The sequence below is a fragment of the Novosphingobium nitrogenifigens DSM 19370 genome (assembly GCF_000192575.1).
Classification (GTDB): domain Bacteria; phylum Pseudomonadota; class Alphaproteobacteria; order Sphingomonadales; family Sphingomonadaceae; genus Novosphingobium; species Novosphingobium nitrogenifigens.
The window spans coordinates 1,376,128-1,397,192 of sequence record NZ_GL876926.1; the positions used below are offsets into that span (position 1 = coordinate 1,376,128).

Below are 21,065 nucleotides of genomic sequence, written 5' to 3' on the forward strand. Positions count from 1 at the left end.
CATGGCCTGGCGCCTCGCCTTGCGCGGGCTCGACTGGCGCTTCTCGGGCCTGCGCCTGCTTTTGGTCTGCCTTGTCCTTGGCACCGCCGCGCTTTCTGCGATCGGCACCTTGACCGGGGCGATCGACCGCGAACTGACGACACGCGGGGCCAGCATGCTGGGCGGCGACGTCGAATTTGCCGTCGCGTCGCGCCCGGCCTCCCGCGCCGAATATGCCGAGATCGCGCGCAACGGCCGGGTTTCGGCAGGCGTGCGGATGCAGGCCATGGTCCGCAAGACCGGAGCCGAAGACACCGCCGTCCCGGTCGAACTCAAGGCCGTCGACAGCCGCTGGCCGCTTTATGACCGTTTCACCCTGGCGGACGGAAAGCCTGCCCGGGCGCCGTCGGGCGATACCGCCTGGATCGCACCGGGGCTTGCCGATCGACTGGGGCTCAAGCCCGGCGATCATGTCGAGGTCGGCAATACGGTCCTTGTCGTCGGCGGGGTGATCGGCGAGGAACCCGACGGCCTTGGCGAAGGATTTGCACTTGGCCCGACAATGATCGTGAGCGGCGAAGCCCTGACCCGGTCGGGTCTTGTTGCCACCGGAACCATGGCGCGCTGGAAATACCGGGTGGCCTTGCCCACCAACGCTTCGCCCCAGGCCGCCGTTACCGCGTTCAAGGCGGCCTTTCCCACCTCGGGCTTCGAATTCCGCACGCGGGACAAGGCTTCGCCCGGCCTCGACCGGTTCGTGTCCCGCATGGGGCAATTCCTGCTGCTCGTCGCGCTTGCCGCACTCGCCATTGCCGGGATCGGCATCGGCAACGGCGTCGCCGGTTTCCTCGACGCGCGACGCGGGACCATCGCGACGCTCAAGATTCTCGGCGCGACCAGCGCGGACATCGCCCGCATCTTTGCCTTGCAGATCGGGGCGGCCAGTCTCGTCGCGATCGCCGTCGGCCTTGCTCTCGGCCTGATGCTCACCCCACTGGCAGGGCTTGCGCTCAAGGGCGTTCTGCCGGTGGCGACGGGGATCGTCTTCGATCCGGCCGCCCTTGCCATTGCGACTGCCGACGGCCTGCTGATCGCGCTTACTTTTGCAGCGCCTCCCCTGCTTCGAGCGCGGACCTTTCCGGCGATGGCACTGATGCGGGCACGTATCGCTCCCCTGCCGCTGCCCTGGCGTGCGGCGGCCCTGCCGGTCACGATCGGGCTTGCCGGAATTCTCGCACTCGCGGTCCTGCCCGCGCCACAGCCCCTGCTCGCGCTGGGCTTTCTCGGCGGGGCGGCCGCTCTCTTCGTTCTGCTCGCCGCGCTCGGCGCGGGGCTCACCGCCCTTGCCGCCCGCCTGCCGCACCCGCGCGGGACGATCGCGCGCATGGCCCTTGCCAATCTCCATCGGCCCGGAGCCCAGACCCCGGCACTGGTCGTCGCGCTCGGCTTTGCGCTTTCCGCCTTCGTCCTGCTTGCCGGGGTGGAAACCAGTCTCGACGGCAATATCGCCCGCCGGGTTCCCGCCCGCGCGCCCGACTATTTCGTCCTTGACGTCCCCCGGGCCCGAGAGGGCGAATTCCGCACGCTCGTGACCGGAATTGCGCCGGGGGCTACGGTGCGTACGGTCCCCGCCCTGCGCGGCTCGATCCTCGCCTATGGCCCCGCCGACCACATCACCCGGGTTGCCGATCTCAAGGCCATTCCCGACGATGCCTGGGCGCTGCGTGGGGATCGGGGCCTCACGTATGCCGACAGCATTCCGGAAGGAAATGTCATCACCGCAGGCCATTGGTGGCCGCGCGGCTATGCCGGGCCGCCGCTCGTATCGGTCGATGAAGGCCTCGCCCATACGCTCGGCCTGCATCTGGGCGACCGGTTGACGATCTCGCTGCTGGGCGTGGAACGCAGCGCGACGATCGCCTCGCTCCGCCGGATCGACTGGGATTCGTTCGGCTTCAACTATGTGCTGGTGTTCAGTCCGAACGCAATTGCCGATGCCCCGCACAACCTGGCCGCGACGATCGAATTGCCCGGCGCGGGCAAGCGGCCCGAGGTGCGACGCGCGATCCTCTCCAGCCTTGTCCGCGCCCTGCCCGCCAGTTCGGTGATCGAAGTCGGGCCCGTACTTGGCGAAGCCCGCCGCCTGCTCGGCGAAGTCGGCGCGGCGGTGCTGGCAGCGGCCTCGGTCGCGGTTCTGGCCGGTCTTGCCGTGCTTGCTGGCGCCATCGCTGCCCAGCGCGCGCGACGGCAATACGATACCGTCATCCTGCGCGTACTGGGTGCCAGCCGAAGCCAGCTTCTCGTCCTCGTCCTTGCCGAATACGGGCTGCTGTCGGCCATTCTGGCGGTGGTCGCGCTGATGCTCGGCACGGCCACCGCCTGGGCCGTCATCTATTGGCTGTTCGACTTTGCCTGGCTTCCGGACTGGAGCCGCATCGTCGGGGTCCTCGCCCTGGGCCTCGTGCTGGTTATCGCATTGGCGCTCGGCGGCTCGTACCCGGTCCTCCGCACCCGCCCGGCCCGCGCCTTGCGTGAACTATAGACTCCAAACTCAGCCGAATGCATCCATGTCATAAGGGCGCTTCGGATCGGGTCCGAAACGGTTCGGGCCCCGCGTTCCTTCCAGACACATCAGCACGAACAGCGCCGACCAGCCGAGGATGGGGATAAAAGAGAGCAAGAGCAGCCAGCCGCTGCGATCCTGATCGTGCAAGCGCCGCACACTGACGGCGAGATGGGGAATGAGGCTTGCAAGACCAAAGATGGCGTTGGGCAAACTGGCCATGCCCATGACCTGCGAGGCGACCATCATCGACCCGGGACCGCGCATGATCTGATTGAAGCCGAATACGACGTCGAGCGCTATGATCACCAGCCAGTAGAACAGCATGAACGACCAGTATTCCCGCCGCCGCGACCGCCCGTCGAATTCGGCATAGCGCCGATAAGGCATCAACATCCAGTTCATCATCGCGCCAGCTCCCATTGCGGAATGCACGGGATAAAGGCATGAACGGTTTGCAATCTCAAGTCCGGCGCAAGTCTGCAGGCGTGCAAAGCCCGTCCGAGATGCAAACGCCCTTGCCGCAGAGCCCACAAAACTGTAAGCGCGCGCGTGTCCAGGCCCTGCGCCGGGGATGCGCGCATGGAGCCTGATCGGCTGCCCTGTCGGCGCATGCCATGCAGCCAGGGCCCATGTGAGACCGGCCTGCCAAGTCCGGTCGGTCCGTGTCCCTTAACGAAAGTTGTTTCATGTCCAGCGCATTGCGCAATATCGCGATCATCGCTCACGTCGACCACGGCAAGACCACGCTCGTCGACCAGTTGTTCCGCCAGTCGGGCACGTTCCGCGACAACCAGCGGGTCGAAGAACGGGCAATGGACTCGAACGACCTCGAAAAGGAACGCGGGATCACCATTCTCGCAAAGTGCACCTCGGTCGAATGGACAAACCCCAAGACCGACGAAACGACCCGCATCAACATCGTCGACACCCCCGGCCACGCCGACTTCGGCGCGGAAGTCGAACGCATCCTGAGCATGGTCGACGGCGTGATCCTGCTGGTCGACAGCTCGGAAGGCGCGATGCCGCAGACCAAGTTCGTCACCGGCAAGGCGCTCGCGCTCGGCCTCAAGCCGATCGTCGTCGTCAACAAGATCGACCGTCCCGACGGCCGCGCGCAGGAAGTGCTCGACGAAGTCTTCGACCTTTTCGTCAGCCTCGACGCCAATGACGAACAGCTCGAATTCCCCGTGCTCTACGCATCGGGCCGCAACGGCTATGCCAGCGACGACGAAGCCGCACGCGAAGGCACGCTGATTCCGCTGTTCGAAAAGATCGTCAGCCACGTCCCGGCTCCGAACCTCGATGCCGAAGGGCCGTTCAGCTTCCTCGCGACGCTGCTCGACCGCGACAACTTCATGGGCCGCGTGCTGACCGGTCGCGTCCAGTCGGGCACGATCAAGCTGAACCAGCCGATCCACGCGCTCGACCGCGACGGCAAGATCATCGAAGTCGGCCGCGCCTCGAAGCTGCTGTCGTTCCGTGGCCTTGAACGCGTCCCCGTCGAAGAAGCCCGCGCGGGCGACATCATCGCCATGGCCGGTCTCGAAAAGGCGACCGTCGCCAACACCATCGCCGATCCGCAGGTGACCGAGCCCATCGCCGCCCAGCCGATCGACCCGCCGACGCTGGCCATGCGATTCTCGGTCAACGACAGCCCGTTCGCCGGTCGCGAAGGCGACAAGGTGACGAGCCGCATGATCCGTGACCGCCTGATGCGTGAATCGGAAACCAACGTCGCCATCCGCGTGACCGAAAGCGCCGACAAGGACAGCTTCGAAGTGGCCGGTCGCGGCGAACTTCAGCTGGGCGTGCTGATCGAAACCATGCGCCGCGAAGGCTTCGAACTGGGCATCAGCCGCCCGCGCGTGCTGTTCGGCACCGACGAAGACGGCAGCCGCACCGAACCTTATGAAACCGTCGTCGTCGACGTGGACGACGAATATGCCGGTACGGTCGTGGAAAAGATGCAGCGCCGCAAGGCCGAGCTGACCGAAATGAAGCCTTCGGGCCAGGGCAAGACCCGCATCATCTTCTCGGCTCCTTCGCGCGGCCTCATCGGCTATCACGGCGAATTCCTGTCCGACACGCGCGGCACCGGGATCATGAACCGCCTGTTCGAAAAGTACGGCCCCCACAAGGGCGCGATCGAAGGCCGCCCCAACGGCGTGCTGATCTCGAACGCCACCGGCGAAGCGGTCGCCTATGCTCTCAACGGCCTCGAAGATCGCGGCGTGCTGTTCGTCAGCCCGCAGGAAAAGGTCTATGAAGGCATGATCATCGGCGAAAACGCCAAGCCGGATGACCTCGAAGTCAACCCGCTCAAGTCCAAGCAGCTCACCAACTTCCGTTCGACGGGCAAGGACGACGCCATCCGCCTCACCCCGCCGCGGGTGATGACGCTGGAACAGGCGATCGCCTACATCGACGACGATGAAATGGTCGAAGTGACCCCGCAGTCGATCCGTCTGCGCAAGGCGATCCTCGACCCGAACGAACGCAAGAAGGCTTCGCGCAAGAAGGACGCCGCGTAATCGCGACGTCCCTTTCGGGACTGTAAAAAACGGGGCGCGGAAGGTCACTTCCGCGCCCCGTTTTCATGTGGGCCCTGATGAAAGGCGCCCCGATGCAATCAGGCCTTGTCCCGGGCCAGGGGATTGGGCTGTGCCGGTCCGACCCGGCGCAGGGTATTCCGGTCGCTGTGGTCGAACGGCTTGCCCACGCCCTTGATCTTGAGCACGGTCGTTTCCTCGTAGCTCCAGCAGTCCTGATCGTGGACCGTCACCGTCATGCGAAAGCTGTCGGTGCGGAAATTCTCTTCGAGGAACAGGCCCGAGCAAATTCCGTTCTCGGTCCGCCCCCGGCGCGCCTTGACGGTAAAGGTCGTCGCATCGGCCTTGGCCTTGCCCTTGGCGAGCGCGACCTGCCCGCGCGGAATGGTCAGGCTGTGCAGGATGCGGCCCGTCGCCGGTTCCCACAGCCAATAGCCGACCTGATCGTGATACGTCTCGACTTCGCCTGGCTTGACGACGTGAGTGTGATAGCGAAGCCCATAGAGCAATTGCGGCCCGTTCATCTGCGGGTCGATCGGCACCAGTTCGATCCGTTCGACATAGCGTTGGGAAGCCGCGCCGTCGGCAGTCGGCTTGACGTCCTCGCCCTTCTCGCCTTCCCACACCCCGGCCAGCGGCGCGAGCGGCCCCAGATTGGCCAGAGTGTCGGTATCCGGATCAGGTTCGGCGAACAGGTGTTTGGGAAACTTCGTCATTTTGCCTCCAGATCCATACATTCCGTGACACCCATGGTGACCAGACCGCGACCGCGATGGCAATATGGCAAAGCCAATTTTTACCGCATGTCACGACCCCGACATGCCGGACTTGATACACATCGCCAGGACACTTATGCATTACGCCTTGGGGTTTTTCCGGTTTCATAGCCGGATTGGGGGAATGCCATGACACGACTGGCGCTTGTCTTGCCGCTATTGGCAATGATTTCAACCCATAGCACGGCCTTGGCTCAATCGGGCCCGGCCAATCCGTCAAACGGACAGAAAATGCAGCAGCGCGCCGAAAACGACGTGCCACATTGCCTGCGCAATCTCGGCACGATCTCGATCGTGGATGGCGACGATTCCTACGGCTGGACCCAGTACAATCTGGCACCGCCGCAAAAACTGCTGAAAGTGATCGTCCAGCGTTCCGGCTGCTTCAATCTCGTCGACCGAGGTTCTGGGCTCCAGGCGGCCCAGCGCGAACGCGACATCGGCGGCGACCTTGGCCTGCAACGCGGCTCGAACGTCGGCAGGGGCCAGATCAAGGCCGCCGACTATGTATTGCAGGCCGAGATCCAGGGCGCCAATCGCAATGTCCAAGGGTCCAACGCGGGCGCTGCCGTGGGCGGCCTGCTCGGAGGCACGTTCGGTGGCCTTGTCGGCGGCATCCGCTCGCGCAAGCTCGAAGCGAACACGGTGCTTTCGGTGACCAACGTGCGCACCACCGAAACGATCGCCACAGTCGAAGGCTATGCGGCCAAGAACGACATCAGTTTCGGTGCGGGCGGCGGTATTTTCGGCGCGATCGGAGGCGGCATCGTCGGCGGCGGTTACGACAACACCGACATCGGCCGGATCGTCACACTGGCTTTCATCGATGCCTATTCCAAACTGGTGACCCAGCTTGGCGGGCTGCAACCCGGCTCGACCGGCACCGCCGAAGCGGCCCCGACGAAAGCCTTTTCCACGCTCGCCCCGACGGCGATCCGGAAGAAGCCCGTGGCCGGAAGCCCGGCCTTGCGCACATTGCCTGCCGGAGCGGCGGTCTATCCGACCGGGAACAAAGCGGGCCTATGGTGGGAAGTGGCCGACGACAACGACAATGTCGGCTGGGTGCTCAACACCAAACTCGCACCGATACCCTGACGGCCAGCGCCGTACCGGCTTGCCGGCACGGCTCGTTTAGCGATCTGTCGTATAGTCTTGCGCGACCAACCGCATTTTCGAGAGGCGACAAGCTGCCTCTGCCGGAGTATGGGCCGCGCGATGGAGACCTCTTTGCCCCTCTCGCAGTCCCCCACTGCCGCCGGAAACACCAATCCGGACTTGTCCAGCCTGCGCGTCGCCCTGTTCAGCGGCAACTACAACTATGTACGCGATGGCGCGAACCAGGCTCTTAACCGCCTTGTCGGCTATCTGCTACGCCAGGGCGCGTCAGTGCGCATCTATTCGCCCGTGGTCGAAAAACCGGCTTTCCCCGCCACCGGGGACATGGTCAACGTTCCCGCCCTGCCCGTTCCGGGACGCAGCGAATATCGCATCCCGATCGCGCTCGGGCACAAGGCCCGGCACGATCTGGAGGCCTTCGCCCCCAATATCGTCCATGTGTCGTCGCCCGACGTTGCCGGACACCGGGCGGTGTCATGGGCCCGCGAACGCAATCTGCCGGTCCTGGCCAGCGTCCACACCCGCTTCGACACCTATCCGCGTTATTATAATCTGGCGTGGATCGAACCGATGCTGACTGCGGTTCTGCGCCGGTTCTATCGTCGCTGCGACGCGCTCGTCGCCCCTTCGGAATCGATGGCGCAAGTCCTGCGCGACCAGCGGATGAACTATGACATCTCGCTGTGGTCGCGCGGAGTCGATCGCACGATCTTCCACCCCGGACAGCGCGACCTTGCCTGGCGCCGGTCGCATGGAATTGCGGACGAGGATGTCGTGATCGGCTTTCTCGGCCGCCTCGTCATGGAAAAGGGGCTCGACGTCTTTGCCGACACCATCGACGAACTCGTCGAGCGCGGTTTCGCGCACAAGGTGCTGGTGATAGGCGAAGGTCCGGCGCGCGCATGGTTCGAGGCACGCCTGCCCAATGCCGCATTCGTCGGGTTCCAGGGCGGCGCCGACCTCGGCCGGGCCGTTGCCTCGATGGACGTGCTGTTCAACCCGTCGATCACCGAGACTTTCGGCAATGTCACGCTCGAAGCCATGGCCTGCCGCGTTCCGGTTGTCGCGGCCGAAGCGACCGGCAGCGAAAGCCTTGTCGTCGATCACGTCAACGGACGCCTGATCCGTCCCGGCGCGGTCCATTCCTTTGCCGAGGCCCTGCGCACTTATGTGACCGACGCCGACTTGCGTCGACGCCATGGCGAAGCGGGCGAGAAGCGCAGCCTCGATTTCGCCTGGGACCGGATCAACCAGGCCGTGGCCGAAACCTATCTCCGCCTGATCCGGCAGAAGCAAAAGCACCGCTGACGCCTGTTCCGGAGCCTTGCCCTCGGGGCGCCCGGTCGGCGCCCCTTGGACAATCGCGATGAACCGGCACTGCTGTTTTTACAGGCGTTCGATCCGCCGCGCGGCTTCATCGAGGATCTCGGCGATCTTGTGCGCCACGTCCTCGTCGAAGCCCTTGGCAAAAACCCTGCCTTTGAGCGCAAGCTTGAGATTGGTCATCGCCCGCATGACCGGGGGACTGGCTTCACGGTCGCTGGCTTCGCCCAGAGCCTTGAGCCGATCGACGATCACGCCGATTTCCTCGCTCCGAGCCGCAATCTCCGCCTTTCCGGCCTCGGTCGCAACGAACGCCTTGCGCGCACCCTCGCCCGGCGCCTCGACAATCAGCCCTTCATCGACGAGCAGCGCCAGCGTCGGGTAAACCACGCCCGGGCTGGGCGCATAGGCCCCGCCGGTCAGCTCCTCGACCGCCTTGATCAGGTCATAGCCGTGACGGCTTGCATCCCCGAGCAGGCTCAGCAGCAAGAGGCGCAATTCGCCCTGTGCGAACATCCGTCCGCCACGACCACCGCCCCGGCCACCCATTCCGCGACCACCAAAGCCGCCAAAGCCACCACGGCGACCGAACGGACCACCTTCATCGTCGCCCCAGCCGCCACGCGACCGGCCCATGAAATGCCCGAACATCCGACCGCGACGCCCCATGCCGGGGCCGCCCATCATTTCGGTGTCCGTCCCCTCGTCTTCGTCACGTGCCCATCCGGCACGATCCATCCGGCCCTTGCGGCACCGGCTCTTGTCGAAACGCATATATACTCCTTTCATTTCGATGGCTCTAAGATATATCTCGGAACGAGTTCAGCAAGAGCCGGATGCAAAATTTTTTCAAGACGCCTATCTTGGCTCCAACCATGGCCGATCTGTTTGCCCCTCCCCCAGCCCAAGAGCCCACGCCCACTGCCGCCGCGCCGGAAAACGGTCCGCTGGCCGAACGGCTACGCCCCCGCACTCTCGATGACGTGATCGGACAGGATCACCTGACCGGCCCGGACGGGGCGATCGGACGGATGGTTGCGGCGGGCAAATTGTCCTCGATGATCCTGTGGGGGCCGCCCGGCACTGGCAAGACCAGCATTGCCCGCCTGCTCGCCGATGCCGTGGGCATGCGCTATGTCTCGATCAGCGCGGTCTTTTCCGGCGTGGCCGACTTGCGCAAGGCATTTGCCGAGGCCGAGAGCATGGCTGGACTCGGGCGTCGGACGCTGCTGTTCGTGGACGAAATCCACCGCTTCAACCGTGCGCAGCAGGACGGTTTCCTGCCCTATGTCGAACGCGGCACCGTTACGCTGGTCGGGGCGACGACCGAAAATCCCAGCTTCGCGCTCAATGCCGCCTTGCTCAGCCGGGCGCAGGTGCTGATCCTCCATCGCCTTGACGCTGCCGCACTGGGCCAGTTGCTGGCGCGGGCCGAAGAGACGATCGGCGTTCCCCTGCCGCTGACCCCGGCGGCACGCGACGCTCTGATCGCGTCGGCGGACGGCGACGGTCGCTTCCTTATCAATCAGGCCGAAACGCTGTTCGACGTATCCCTCGCCGCGCCGCTCGATCCGGCGGAACTGTCGAAGTTCCTGATGCGGCGCATGGCCGTCTACGACAAGGATCGCGACGGGCATTACAACCTCATCTCGGCCCTCCACAAATCCCTGCGCGGATCGGACCCGCAGGCCGCGCTCTATTACCTTGCCCGGATGCTGACGGCCGGGGAAGACCCCCTCTATGTGCTGCGCCGACTGGTTCGCTTTGCCAGCGAGGACATCGGCCTTGCCGACCCGCAGGCACTGATCCAGTGCCTTGCCGCCAAGGATGCCTACGACTTTCTCGGCAGCCCCGAAGGCGAACTGGCGATTGTTCAGGCCTGCCTCTATTGCGCCACTGCCCCCAAGTCGAATGCCGCCTACGTCGCACAAAAGGCCGCGTGGAACAGCGCGCGCGAAACCGGCTCGCTCAGCCCGCCGTCCAATATCCTCAATGCCCCGACCAAGCTGATGAAGGACATCGGCTATGGTGCGGGCTATGCCTATGACCACGATGCCGAAGACGGATTTTCCGGCGCCGATTACTGGCCCGAAGGCATGAGGCCGCAAGCCTTCTATCGCCCGGTCGAACGCGGCTTTGAGCGCGAAGTGCTGCGGCGCCTCGAATGGTGGGACAAAAAGCGTCAGGAACGGCGCGGCGACAAATGAACCTCGAACGTTTCGCGAATTTCCTCGCGATCGACTGGTCGGGTGCTGCCGGAGAACGTCAACGCGGCATCGCGGTCGCTTTGTGTTCGGCCGGAAGAGAGGCCCCTGCCCCGGTCCGTCCGGGGCATGTCTGGTCACGCACGGAAGTCTTGTCCTATCTGCGCGACGACCTTCCACCCGACACGCTGGTCGGCATGGATCTTGGAATCTCACTCCCTTTCACGGATGTCGGCGCCTTTTTCCCCGGCTGGAGCGAAAGCCCGACCGACGCGCGCAGTCTCTGGGCCATGGTCGATCGCATGGCTGACGAAGACGCGCACCTTGCCGTCAACGCCTTCATCGATCACCCGGAAATCGCCCGCCATTTCCGCCGCCACGGCGGGCGTTGCGGCGATCGTTTCGGCATCGGGCGAGGACGCATGCGCAGGACCGAACACGCACAAGAGGCGATGGGCTGCAGACCCTATTCGAATTTCAACCTCGTCGGCGCCGCGCAAGTCGGTAAGTCGAGCCTCTCGGGCATGCGCGTGCTCCATCGCCTGACCGGCCATATCGCAGTCTGGCCGATCGATCCCCTGCCGCCGAGCGGCTCGGTCATCTGCGAAATCTATACAACCATCGCGGCGATCACTGCCGGGCGCAGCGCATCCCGATCGAAAATCCGCACCGGCGAAGACCTCGACACCGCCCTTGCCGCTCTCGACAGCGCGCCGTTCGGCCACACCGGCGCGATCGATGACCATTCGAGCGACGCTCTCCTCACCGCCGCCTGGCTCCGCCGGGCCGCTCCGGACCCCACTCTTTGGCACCCCAAATCACTTACCCCCGAAATCGCTGCATCCGAGGGCTGGACCTTCGGGGCCAGATAAGGCTATGCGCATCCGACGCCACAGCAATCGCGCCAAGGGGGCCGGCTTAGCACAGTGGTAGTGCAGCGGTTTTGTAAACCGAAGGTCGGGGGTTCAAATCCCTCAGCCGGCACCATTCCCCCTTTCTTTCACAAACTTGATGAAAAACGGGCGCACCCTCGGCGGCACGCCCGTCGGGTTTGTTCAGGCGCGAGCGGCCTGAAGCGGTGATTTTCCCGCAGCCTCGGCGTCGCGGCGCGCGACTTCGGCGCGGACGAGAGGGATCAGTTCGCGGCCATAGGCGATAGCATCGCGCAAGGGATCGAAACCGCGAATAAGAATGGTGTCGATGCCGAGATCGTAATAATCCAGCAGGCTTTCCGCGACTTGCTCGGGCGTCCCAACCAGAGCGGTCGAATTGCCGCTGGCGCCGGTCAACTGGGCGATTTCGGTCCAGAGCCGCTTGTCCACCACACGCCCTTTCGCTGCGGTTTCGAGCAGGCGGATCGAGCCGACGTTCTGGGGCTGGCCTGGCCGTTCGCGCCGACCGATGCCGAAGGCTTGCGCGCTTTTGGCCTGAAGCGCGCGGGCCTTGCCGAGAATATCCTCGGCCTTTGCCCAGGCTTCGGCCTCGGTCGGCGCGATGATCGGACGGACCGACAGGCTGAAACGCAGGGGATTCGCGCGCTCGAACCGAGCCTCGGCCGCGCGAATCCGGTCGAGTTGCTCGCGGGTGCCAGCAAGGGATTCAGCCCAGAGCATATAGGTATCGGCCGTTCGCGCGCCGACTTCGACCGCAGCATCCGACGATCCGCTGAAAAACACCGGGATATGCGGTTTCTGAAGCGGGCGGACGTTCGAGACATTGTCCTCGAAGCGATAGTATTTGCCTTCGTGGCTGAACGGAGTGTCGCTCGTCCACACGCGTTTCAGGATGTCGATGAATTCCCCGGTCCGTTCATACCGCGCGTCGTGGTCGAGGTAATCGCCGTCGCGCCGTTGTTCGGCATCGTTGCCGCCCGAGATGATATTGACCGAGGCGCGCCCCCCCCGAAAGATGATCGAGCGTCGCGAATTTGCGCGCGGCGACCGTCGGCGCGACGAAACCCGGACGATGCGCGACCAGGAGCCCGAGCCGCTCGGTAAAAGCCGCCGCATATTGGGCGACCAGAAAACCATCCCCGGCCGAACTATGATAGGCGATCAAGGCCTTGTCGAAACCGCCCTCTTCCTGGGCGCGGGCAAATGCCTTGATGAATTCAGGCTGCACGACGGCCCCGTGCGGAGCCAGGCTTTCGGACGATTCATTGTAATGCAGGAATCCGACGAACTCGACGGGCATGGCAATCTCCGTGAACACCGCCCCGCCGAAATGCGGGCATGGCGCCAAGGTGCCGCATCGCGGCCGCCGGTAAAAACGACTTGTCGCGGCGGATTCTTGATAATTTTCAACTCTCGGTCCGGCGCCGGATTTGACGGCGATCAATGCATCGGCGCCCGGGCGGACAACTCGACGAAACATCCCCTCACTCTTGCAAATGCGAACGAATCGCATTAGCAAATCATCGAGAGCGGAATCCCGCCCTCGGGGCCATCGCATCAGCGACATGAGTGACCGTTCCCGCATCCGCCGTGTGGGACATGTTCCGGATCGAGAGAAAGAAAATGAGACCTGTTTCCAAGCTGCTCCTGACGACTTCGCTCATTTTCCTGTCCTCCCATGCCTATGCCGAAGACACCTCGATCGGCGACGATGCTTCCGGAGCGAGCGACATCGTCGTGACGGGAACCGCTGACAGCACGCGCGCAGCGGCCGGAACCAAGGGCACTTTGCCGATTGCCGAAACACCGCAATCGATCAGCGTGATCTCTTCGGAAGACATCGACCATCTGGGTCTCGCCAACCTCAACCAGAGCTTGCGCTATGTCGCGGGCATCACGCCCGAAACGCGCGGCGCCAACGCCGAAATCTATGACCAGTTCAAACTGCGCGGTTTCGACGCGCCGATCTACCTCGACGGATTGAAGCAGTTTTCGAGTGCCACCGGCTATGCCGCGCCACAGATCGACGTTTCCCGCCTCGACCGGATCGAAGTCGTCAAGGGACCGGCATCGGCACTTTATGGCCAGTCCAGCCCCGGCGGCCTGGTCGCGATGACGAGCAAGCTGCCGCTCGACAAGGAATTCTACGGCTCGGCTTCGGCAACTTACGGCACCTACAACCTTTACCGGGTGGATGCCGACGTCGGGGGCAAGCTTTCCGACAGGTTCAGCGCGCGGCTCTACGGCAGCGTCAACGGCGCCGACACCCAGCAATATTTCGGCAAGCGCGTGCGCCAGACGGTGAGCGGCGCGGTGACCGCCAAGATCGACGAACGCACGACCCTGACGGTTCTGGGCGCCTATTCCCACGATCCCAATAACGGCAACTATGGCGGCGCACCGGCCTCGGGAACCTTGTTCGCCAATCCCAACGGACGGATTTCCACCCAGTTTGCCGATGGGGAACCGGGCGATTTCTTCCGCCGCAACCAGGCTGCCGGGACTTATATCCTGAACCATGATTTCGGCGGCGGCTGGGCCTTTCGCGCGGCCGGGCGGTATCAGCATGTGACCACCGACCTTGGCGCCGTCTATCAAACCGGCGTGGCGACGGACGCTACCATGTCCACATTCGGGCGCGGATCCTATGCCACCAACGAAAACCTCTCGAACTGGACGTTCGACAACCAGTTGAGCGGCCATGTAACGACCGGACCGATCCGGCACGATCTGCTGTTCGGGATCGATCACCAGTCCGCCCACTCCCGCGAGCTGGCCGCGTTCGGCAGTGCCGATCCGATCAACGCCTTTGCGCCGGTCTATGGGACGCAGATCGTTCCCCAATCGCCCTATGACATTTCCTCCAGCCCTTATTCCTATGACGTCCATCAGGAACAGACCGGCATCTATGCGCAGGACCAGATGAGCTGGGGTGGATTGCGCGTGCTGCTGTCCGGTCGCCACGACTGGTCCGTGGCCAATGACGGCTCGACCGATCAGCACGACCACAAGTTCACGGGCCGCGTCGGCGTTCTCTACAAGACCAGGATCGGCCTCGCGCCTTACGTATCCTATGCCACGTCGTTCGAGCCCCAGAGCGGACAAGTGCTGCACAGCGACGCCAGCGTTTCCATGGCCAAGCCGTCGATGGGCAAGGAAGTCGAGGCGGGGATCAAGTACCAGCCTGCGGGCAGCGCCATGCTGATCAGCGCGGCATGGTTCCATATCGAGCAGTCGAACCTGCTGACCGCAATCCCCTCGTCGATCTATTCCACCCAGTCGGGCAAAGTCCGTTCCGAAGGGTTGGAGATCGAGGCCAAGGTGCCCCTGCCCGGCGGGTTCGCCTTTCGCGGGGCCTATGGGCACCAGAAAGTGCGCACGGTCGCCGATGTCGAGACGCCGACCAACATCGGTCAGGGCATCATCGGCGTGGGCAACGGCAATCTCGCCGTCAATCTGGACTGGCATGCCCGTAGCGGCCCTCTCAAGGGGCTGATGCTGGGGGCGGGTCTGCGCCATGTCGAACATGTCTATGGCGGGCAAGTGGACGGCGTCGCGACGTATAGCCCGGCCTATACGCTGGCCGATGCGCTCGTCCGCTACGATCTCGGGCAAGCCAGCCACCGCCTGTCGAGCATGGAACTTGCGCTCAACGTCACCAATCTCTTCGACAAGACGTACCTGACCAGTTGCTACATCACCTCGGTCGGCTGGTGCTGGTACGGGCAGCGCCGCACGGTACAGGGCACGATCTCCTGGCATTGGTGACAACGCCCGTGGTTCGACCGACCGTTTCCCGTGCGACCTGGGTCCTGCTCCACCGCTGGGCGGGACTGACGCTCGCGCTGTTCCTGTCGATTGCCGGGCTGACCGGCATGGCACTGGCCTGGGAAGACACGCTGGAAAGCTGGACGGCGCCTGCGCTGTTGCTGGCGCCAGAGCCCACCCCCGGCGCGCCCATGCTCGATCCGCTGGACTTGCGGGCCCGGGCACTGGCGCGTCATCCGGGGATGACGGCCAATTTCCTGCCGCTGACGGTCGAGCCCGGTCATGCCTTGCGCCTGCGCATGACCTGGGCTCCTGCGCCGGGGACGCGGCAAGCCCATCAGGCGGCACCGGACTGGGACGAACTTTTCATCGATCCCTATACCGGGCGGGAACTTGGTCATCGCCGCTGGGGCGACATCACGCAGGGATCGGTCAATCTCCTGCCTTTCCTCTATCGCCTGCACTATTCGCTGCTGCTCGGAACGCCCGGTCAACTGGCAATGGGGATTGCCGCGCTCATCTGGACACTCGACTGTTTCATCGGGTTTTACCTGACGCTGCCGGTCCGCCCGGCAAGCGCACGCCCCGGCAGTGCATCATGGTGGCACCGCTGGAAACCATCGTGGAAAGTGCGGCGCCGCGCGCGGGGCCACAAACTGACGTTCGACCTGCACCGCGCCGGCGGGCTCTGGGTCTGGCCCGTTCTCCTGGTTCTGGCGTGGTCGAGCGTCTCGTTCAATCTGCCGCAAGTCTATGCGCCGGTCATGGCCCTTGCCGGACAAAAGGACGAACGTGCCTTGCTGGCAAGCCTGCATCGCCATGCGCCCGCCGCAACGCCGGTCATGGATTTCGGGACTGCGGCACGAGTGGGCATGCGCCTCGCGCTGCGTGGCCCCACGCCGCCACTCGCCGATGGCACGTCATGGCTCTGGCATGTCCCGACAGCGGGCGCCTATGTCTATGGCTTTACCACGAGCGGCGACATTCCCGACGAAGGGAGCGGCTCACGACTGGCTTTCGACGACAGGACGGGCGCCGCGCTGCACTTCGGCACGCCCGACACCACGCCTGCCGCCAACCGTTTCACCGACTGGATCGTCGCTCTCCATATGGCGCGCGTCTTCGGCTGGCCATGGCGGGTCTTCATGACGGTCATCGGCGCGGCAGTCACGATGCTGAGCGTCACCGGCATCCTGCTCTGGGCACGGAAACGCTCCGCCCGCCTGCGATCCGCCAACCTGCACTCGCCTCCCCAACAAAGAAGTTGAGTTCGGCGAAAAGCACCCTCATTATAACTACTTCGGTAGAGTTTCTTGAGGCCATCGGAATTGCCGCTCCCATCAGGATCATTGCCTCGACGGTTTCGTCCTGCGTGAGCACGGATCCGAACAGAGTTCTTGCCGATCCCGACAGGCAGGCCGCGCGCGAAGTGGACATGCTCTACCGCCGCTACGGCACGGCCATCCGCCAATATCTGGAACGCCGTTTCGGCAAGGGACCGCCCGATCCCGAAGATGCCGTTCAGGCCGCGTTCGAACGGTTCGCCCGGCTGGGCAATCCCCGGGAGATCCTCGATCCGGGCGCATTCCTGCGACGGTCGGCCCGCAATTTCGTGATCGATTACCATCGCGCGCAAAAAGTGCGCAATGCCCACACCCGGTCGCAGGAGAATCTGGAAACCGACACTGACGATCTGACCGCTGAGCGCGTCTTATCAGCAAGGGAACCCCTGGCGATCATCGACCAGACCATTCGCAACATGGACGAACGGCGGCGGAGCGTGCTGATCATGAATCGGATACAGGGCATGAATTGCGCCGAGATCGCCCGCGCCCTCGGGTGTTCCCCCACCCTTGTCAAAATGCGCCTCGCCGAAGCGGTCGCTTTATGCCAGCGCGCCTTGCGCGACGCCGATGGGGAAGGATAAGCCGCCCCATGCTCCGAGACGCCCCCCCATCCAGCGCCCAGCCTCAGGACGACATCGACAGAGAGGCCAGCATGTGGCTGGTGCGGATCGAGAACGGCGAACTCGATGCGGATGAACGGCGGGATTTCGAGGCGTGGATCAATGCCGACCCGCGTCACGCGAGCGCCTATCACGAGATCCTGCAGACATGGCAGGACATCGCCGACTTGCCCGACCTCTCCGACCTGGCCCCTGCCCGCTCGGCCCGCGCATTCCATGGCCCCGGTCGCCGGGCCCTGATCGGTTTCGGTCTGGGGGCAGCCGCCATTGCCGCGACCCTCGCGCTGATGCTTGCTCCGACCACCCGCGAAAGCGACTTTGCGACCGACATCGGGCAAGCGCGGGACATTACCCTCTCGGACGGCTCCCGCGTCACGCTGGGCGCGCATTCCTCGCTCGTGGTTCGCTATTCGGCGAACGAGCGCCGCGTGATCCTTGTCGGAGGGGAAGCCCTGTTCGACGTGAAGCACAGGACAGACCGCCCCTTCGTAGTCGAAGCCGGAGCGACGGAAGTGCGCGACATCGGCACCCGCTTCAACGTCAATCGCGGCGCAGCATCGGTACAGGTCGAAGTGGTCGAGGGGCTGGTCGAGACCCGCAACAAGGCGGCAACGGGGCAGTCCCGAATGCTGCATCAGGGTCAACGCCTCGAAATCCCGGTGCGCGCGACCGATCCGATCGTCCTCAGTCCGGCGACGGCAAAGGATCTTCCCTTGCTCGAACCGCATCACGACGGACAACTCGTGTTCGAGAACACGCGCCTCGCCGACCTGGCTTCGGACATCAACCGCTATTACGCGCCCGGCGTCCACATCGCCTCGCCCGCCATCGGCGACCTGCGCGTGACGGCGGCGTTCCGATCGGGAGAAATTCCCGCGTTTCTCGACACGCTGAACGCAGTTCTTCCGGTCGAAGTGAAGCGCGATGCGGCGGGCGCCTTCGTCATCGAACCCGGTGCCGGGAGCCACAGCTGACCCCCGGCTCGGGTATCGACCGCTTCAGCGTTGCGGGGCCTCGGGCTTGCCCTCCCCGGCCGCAGGAATGACCGGCAAAGTCACATAGGAAAGGTGCGCGGCCTCGTGATGGATGGTCTGGCGCGCGACTTTGGCCTCGGTATCGGTCGCAAAGGTGCGTCCCGTATTCGGATTGGGGTCGAACTGCGGAAAGTCGCTGGAGGAAATTTCGACGCGCAGGCGATGACCCGGCCGAAACAGGTTACTGACCGGCCACAAGTGGATCGTGTAGCTATAGATGCGTCCCGGTTCGATCGGCGTGGGCCGCTCGACGCTGTCGCGATAACTTGCCCGCTGAATGCCGTTGGAAAGATTGACGGCCGTCCCATCGGGAAAGACATCGATCAGCTTGGCGGTAAAATCGGTGTCCACCGCGTCGGACGCAGCCGACAGCGTGACGCTGACCGGTCCGGTCACATCGAGCGCCTCGGTCAAAGGGGCACTGGTATAGACAAGCACGTCGGCGCGCTGTTCGATCGGGGACTGATCGAACTGTCCCTGCGCGGTCCCGGTCCATGAACAGCACGAATGCCCACCCAGACTGGGCACCGGATTGCGCGGATCGTAGAGGTATTCGTCGATCGCAGCCTGCGCCTGCCCGTCGATTGCCGCGCTGCCCATCTCGTTGCCCGCATCGACACCCTGACCGCGCCCGGCGCCGACTTGCGGCAGCAGGGTCCCGTCGCCGTTGAGCGTTGCGGCATGCCCTGCACTCGCCAGATACCAGCGGCGATAGGCGGTTCCAGGCAAAGGCCAGTTGTCGGCACTGTGCCAGTCGTTGCTGCCCTGACGATAGTAATCGACACGCGGGCCCGTGCTAACGCCGTTGTCGATCCCTTTCAGGAAATGGTCGAACCACGCGAGAGTCAATCCGTTTACCGGGCTGTCCGCACCCGATCCAAGATTGGCAAGACGCGGGCTGACCGGGCTGGTCGGGCGCCCCCAGCCCAGATGTTCCCAGGGACCGATCACGATGCGCTGCGCAGTGCGGGCGTCCCTCGATCCCCCTTTGGCCAGCATTCCGGTAAAGTTGTCGAGCGCGCCAGAAAGAAAGCTGTCGTACCAGCCTTCGAATGCAAGCACCGGCACCGTGACCTTGTCGTAACGGCCCGTGATCGACAGGGCTTTCCAATAAGCGTCGCGGGTCGGGTGGCGCAGCGCGTCGAAGAAATAGGGCGCCACGGCCGGATCGTCGGGGTGCAGCGGTTGCAACCGGTTGTAAGGATGGCTCTGCATCCACCGCGCCGCTTCGCGATAATCGATCTTCATCCGGTCGGCGAGCGCGGTGTCGCCACGATTGCGAGCCGCACTTTGCGCAATCGTCTCCATCATCCAGGGCACGATGAAGCCCAGTCGGAATGCCCCGTTTTCGTAAGTCCAGCCCTCGTAATAGTCCGAGGCGGTGTTCGAGGGCACGATGGTCTTGAGCGAAGGCGGCGTCGCCGTAGCCGCCAGCCACTGCGTCGCGCCGACATAGGAGGAACCGTACATGCCGACCCGTCCATCGGCACCGGGCAACCGCGCGGCCCATTCGACGGTGTCATAGCCGTCGTCTCGATCATGGGCATATTCATAGAATGCGCCGCCAGAGGCGTATTGACCGCGGATATCCTGAATGACGACGAGATAGCAGTGCGAAGCGTACCATGACGGGGACTGGAAGCGAGCCGGGCGAACTTGTGCGCTCGCCTTGCCATACTGGGTCCGCATCAGGATGACCGGGACTGCACGGTCGGTCGCCGGGCGATAGACATCGGCCTTGAGCACGGTGCCGTCCCGCATGGTCGCGGGCACGTCGCGTTCGACCGAAACCTTGCATGGCCCCTGCCCTTCGGCGGGAGGCCATGCATCGGCCGCATGGGCGGGTACCACCGGGGCCAGCCACAGGCCAAGCGTTCCCAATACTGCAGCGGCCCGCTTCATGGTTTGCGCTCCCCGGCAACTGGACGCTGCTCGGCCGGGCTCAGGGCGAACCGCACCAGCCGGGCGATCGAGGTTCCCAGCACGGATTCATGATGCTCTCCGGCAAAGACCACCGCCTGTGCATCGATCCCCGTCCGCGCGCCGTTCAGGCGGTCGGCCATCTGGCGAACGTCGTCGACCATGCGCCCCTGCCATTGCAACCAGTCGTTCTTCTGAACGCTGCCGGGCACGCCGGGGTCGCATTCGCCGGGCGTCTGTTCGCACCCCCCGATGGTCAGCAAAAGGCGGGCATGAACCGGTCGCCCCGCACGCAGGGCACGTGTCTTGTCCTCGATATCCAGAATATAGCGATCGCCGTACCAGATCGACGGGCTCATCGCCGCATACGTCTGGAACAGGTCGGGACGGGTGAAAGCCGTGTAGAGCGTGAACAATCCGCCCAGCGAGTGTCCGGCCAGCGTCTGACGATGGGGATCGACCGGAAAATCCCGCGTGATCGAGGGCTTTACGACATTGGCGATGTAATCGAGGAACCGCTCGGCCCCACCGGTGTCGGGAATGGCATAGCCCGCCGGACCGATCGGCGCACGACCGGACGGAAGCGCCGGGGTGAGATCGTGCTGACGCTGCGCATCGTTCCACGGGTCATCGCCCGGATAGCCGATCGCCACGATCACCGCCGGGGCTTCGTACGTGTCGGCACTTTCGCGGCGGACTTCGTCGCGCAGGGTGCCGAACACGCTGTTGCCGTCGAGAATGTAGATCACCGGCCAGCCGGCAGCCGGTGCTTTCCCCTCGGGCACGGAAATGAGCAGGCGACAGCACGGACGCCCCGGCATCATCGCCAGCACACGATCCTGCGTACCGGGCAGAACCACCGGAGGATACGTCGCCGAGGTTTCGGCACGGACCGAACCGGACAAGAGCGGAACGGCCAGAGCGGCGGCTGTCGCGGCGAGGCGAAAGACAGTGGGAAACGACATGGTCCG

The 21,065-nt window shown here is 64.4% G+C and carries 17 protein-coding genes and 1 tRNA gene; 11 read left to right on the plus strand and 7 right to left on the minus strand.

Annotated features, from left to right (window positions below; all coding sequences use genetic code 11):
* The first annotated feature begins 1 nt into the window (after nt 1).
* On the plus strand, nt 2–2,521 hold the full coding sequence (locus tag Y88_RS06425) for an ABC transporter permease (RefSeq protein ID WP_008067369.1): 2,520 nt from the start codon (nt 2–4) through the stop codon (nt 2,519–2,521).
* Nucleotides 2,522–2,530: 9 nt separating this feature from the next.
* Here the strand turns inward: Y88_RS06425 and Y88_RS06430 are convergent, their stop codons facing one another.
* On the minus strand, nt 2,531–2,869 hold the full coding sequence (locus Y88_RS06430) for a DUF805 domain-containing protein (protein ID WP_408637186.1): 339 nt from the start codon (nt 2,867–2,869) through the stop codon (nt 2,531–2,533).
* Nucleotides 2,870–3,231: 362 nt separating this feature from the next.
* On the opposite strand from Y88_RS06430, the gene typA reads away from it, so the two are divergent.
* Nucleotides 3,232–5,076, plus strand: coding sequence for a translational GTPase TypA (gene typA / locus Y88_RS06435; protein WP_008067374.1), 1,845 nt, complete (start codon nt 3,232–3,234; stop codon nt 5,074–5,076).
* A gap of 98 nt (nt 5,077–5,174) precedes the next feature.
* Here typA and Y88_RS06440 read toward each other — a convergent pair whose 3' ends face one another.
* Nucleotides 5,175–5,810, minus strand: coding sequence for an FABP family protein (locus Y88_RS06440; protein ID WP_008067376.1), 636 nt, complete (start codon nt 5,808–5,810; stop codon nt 5,175–5,177).
* 291 nt (nt 5,811–6,101) lie between these two features.
* Here Y88_RS06440 and Y88_RS06445 point away from each other — a divergent pair, with 291 nt between their 5' ends.
* Both Y88_RS06445 and Y88_RS06450 read left to right on the plus strand, forming a co-directional pair.
* Nucleotides 6,102–6,965 (plus strand): CsgG/HfaB family protein, encoded by an 864-nt coding sequence (locus Y88_RS06445; RefSeq protein WP_018075773.1) that lies wholly within the window; start codon nt 6,102–6,104, stop codon nt 6,963–6,965.
* Between the two features lie 120 nt (nt 6,966–7,085).
* A complete protein-coding gene (locus Y88_RS06450; protein ID WP_050805619.1) occupies nt 7,086–8,294 on the plus strand; it encodes a glycosyltransferase family 4 protein in 1,209 nt (402 codons plus the stop codon).
* Between the two features lie 78 nt (nt 8,295–8,372).
* On the opposite strand, the gene Y88_RS06455 is transcribed toward Y88_RS06450, so the two are convergent.
* Nucleotides 8,373–9,083, minus strand: coding sequence for a PadR family transcriptional regulator (locus Y88_RS06455; RefSeq protein WP_008067379.1), 711 nt, complete (start codon nt 9,081–9,083; stop codon nt 8,373–8,375).
* 101 nt (nt 9,084–9,184) lie between these two features.
* On the opposite strand from Y88_RS06455, the gene Y88_RS06460 reads away from it, so the two are divergent.
* From Y88_RS06460 to Y88_RS06470, 3 genes are all read left to right on the plus strand, one after another.
* Nucleotides 9,185–10,516 carry a replication-associated recombination protein A gene (locus tag Y88_RS06460; protein WP_008067380.1) on the plus strand — a complete coding sequence of 444 codons (1,332 nt, stop codon included), beginning with the start codon at nt 9,185–9,187 and terminating at the stop codon, nt 10,514–10,516.
* A complete protein-coding gene (locus Y88_RS06465) occupies nt 10,513–11,385 on the plus strand; it encodes a hypothetical protein (protein WP_008067381.1) in 873 nt (290 codons plus the stop codon). Before Y88_RS06460 ends, Y88_RS06465 begins: the two co-directional genes overlap by 4 nt.
* Nucleotides 11,386–11,425: 40 nt before the next feature.
* A tRNA-Thr gene (locus tag Y88_RS06470) sits at nt 11,426–11,500 on the plus strand.
* Nucleotides 11,501–11,568: 68 nt separating this feature from the next.
* Here Y88_RS06470 and Y88_RS06475 read toward each other — a convergent pair.
* Nucleotides 11,569–12,426, minus strand: coding sequence for an LLM class flavin-dependent oxidoreductase (locus Y88_RS06475; protein ID WP_345938751.1), 858 nt, complete (start codon nt 12,424–12,426; stop codon nt 11,569–11,571).
* Complete coding sequence (locus Y88_RS19800; protein ID WP_345938750.1) at nt 12,323–12,886, minus strand: LLM class flavin-dependent oxidoreductase; 564 nt, start codon at nt 12,884–12,886, stop codon at nt 12,323–12,325. Before Y88_RS19800 ends, Y88_RS06475 begins: the two co-directional genes overlap by 104 nt.
* Nucleotides 12,887–13,029: 143 nt before the next feature.
* On the opposite strand from Y88_RS19800, the gene Y88_RS06485 reads away from it, so the two are divergent.
* The 4 genes from Y88_RS06485 to Y88_RS06500 all read left to right on the plus strand — a co-directional run bounded on the left by Y88_RS06485 (nt 13,030) and on the right by Y88_RS06500 (nt 18,114).
* Complete coding sequence (locus Y88_RS06485) at nt 13,030–15,174, plus strand: TonB-dependent siderophore receptor (protein ID WP_018075775.1); 2,145 nt, start codon at nt 13,030–13,032, stop codon at nt 15,172–15,174.
* Nucleotides 15,175–15,182: 8 nt separating this feature from the next.
* The gene (locus Y88_RS06490) at nt 15,183–16,442 is read left to right on the plus strand and encodes a PepSY-associated TM helix domain-containing protein (RefSeq protein WP_008067387.1); all 1,260 of its coding nucleotides are present in this window, start codon (nt 15,183–15,185) and stop codon (nt 16,440–16,442) included.
* A gap of 104 nt (nt 16,443–16,546) precedes the next feature.
* On the plus strand, nt 16,547–17,101 hold the full coding sequence (locus Y88_RS06495) for an RNA polymerase sigma factor (protein ID WP_008067389.1): 555 nt from the start codon (nt 16,547–16,549) through the stop codon (nt 17,099–17,101).
* A gap of 8 nt (nt 17,102–17,109) precedes the next feature.
* Nucleotides 17,110–18,114: a FecR family protein gene (locus Y88_RS06500; RefSeq protein WP_232280940.1), complete on the plus strand. Its 1,005-nt coding sequence runs from the start codon at nt 17,110–17,112 to the stop codon at nt 18,112–18,114.
* Nucleotides 18,115–18,138: 24 nt separating this feature from the next.
* On the opposite strand, the gene Y88_RS06505 is transcribed toward Y88_RS06500, so the two are convergent.
* Both Y88_RS06505 and Y88_RS06510 read right to left on the minus strand, forming a co-directional pair.
* Nucleotides 18,139–20,076 carry a CocE/NonD family hydrolase gene (locus tag Y88_RS06505; RefSeq protein ID WP_008067394.1) on the minus strand — a complete coding sequence of 646 codons (1,938 nt, stop codon included), beginning with the start codon at nt 20,074–20,076 and terminating at the stop codon, nt 18,139–18,141.
* A complete protein-coding gene (locus tag Y88_RS06510) occupies nt 20,073–21,059 on the minus strand; it encodes an alpha/beta hydrolase (protein WP_008067396.1) in 987 nt (328 codons plus the stop codon). Before Y88_RS06510 ends, Y88_RS06505 begins: the two co-directional genes overlap by 4 nt.
* Nucleotides 21,060–21,065 lie beyond the last annotated feature (6 nt).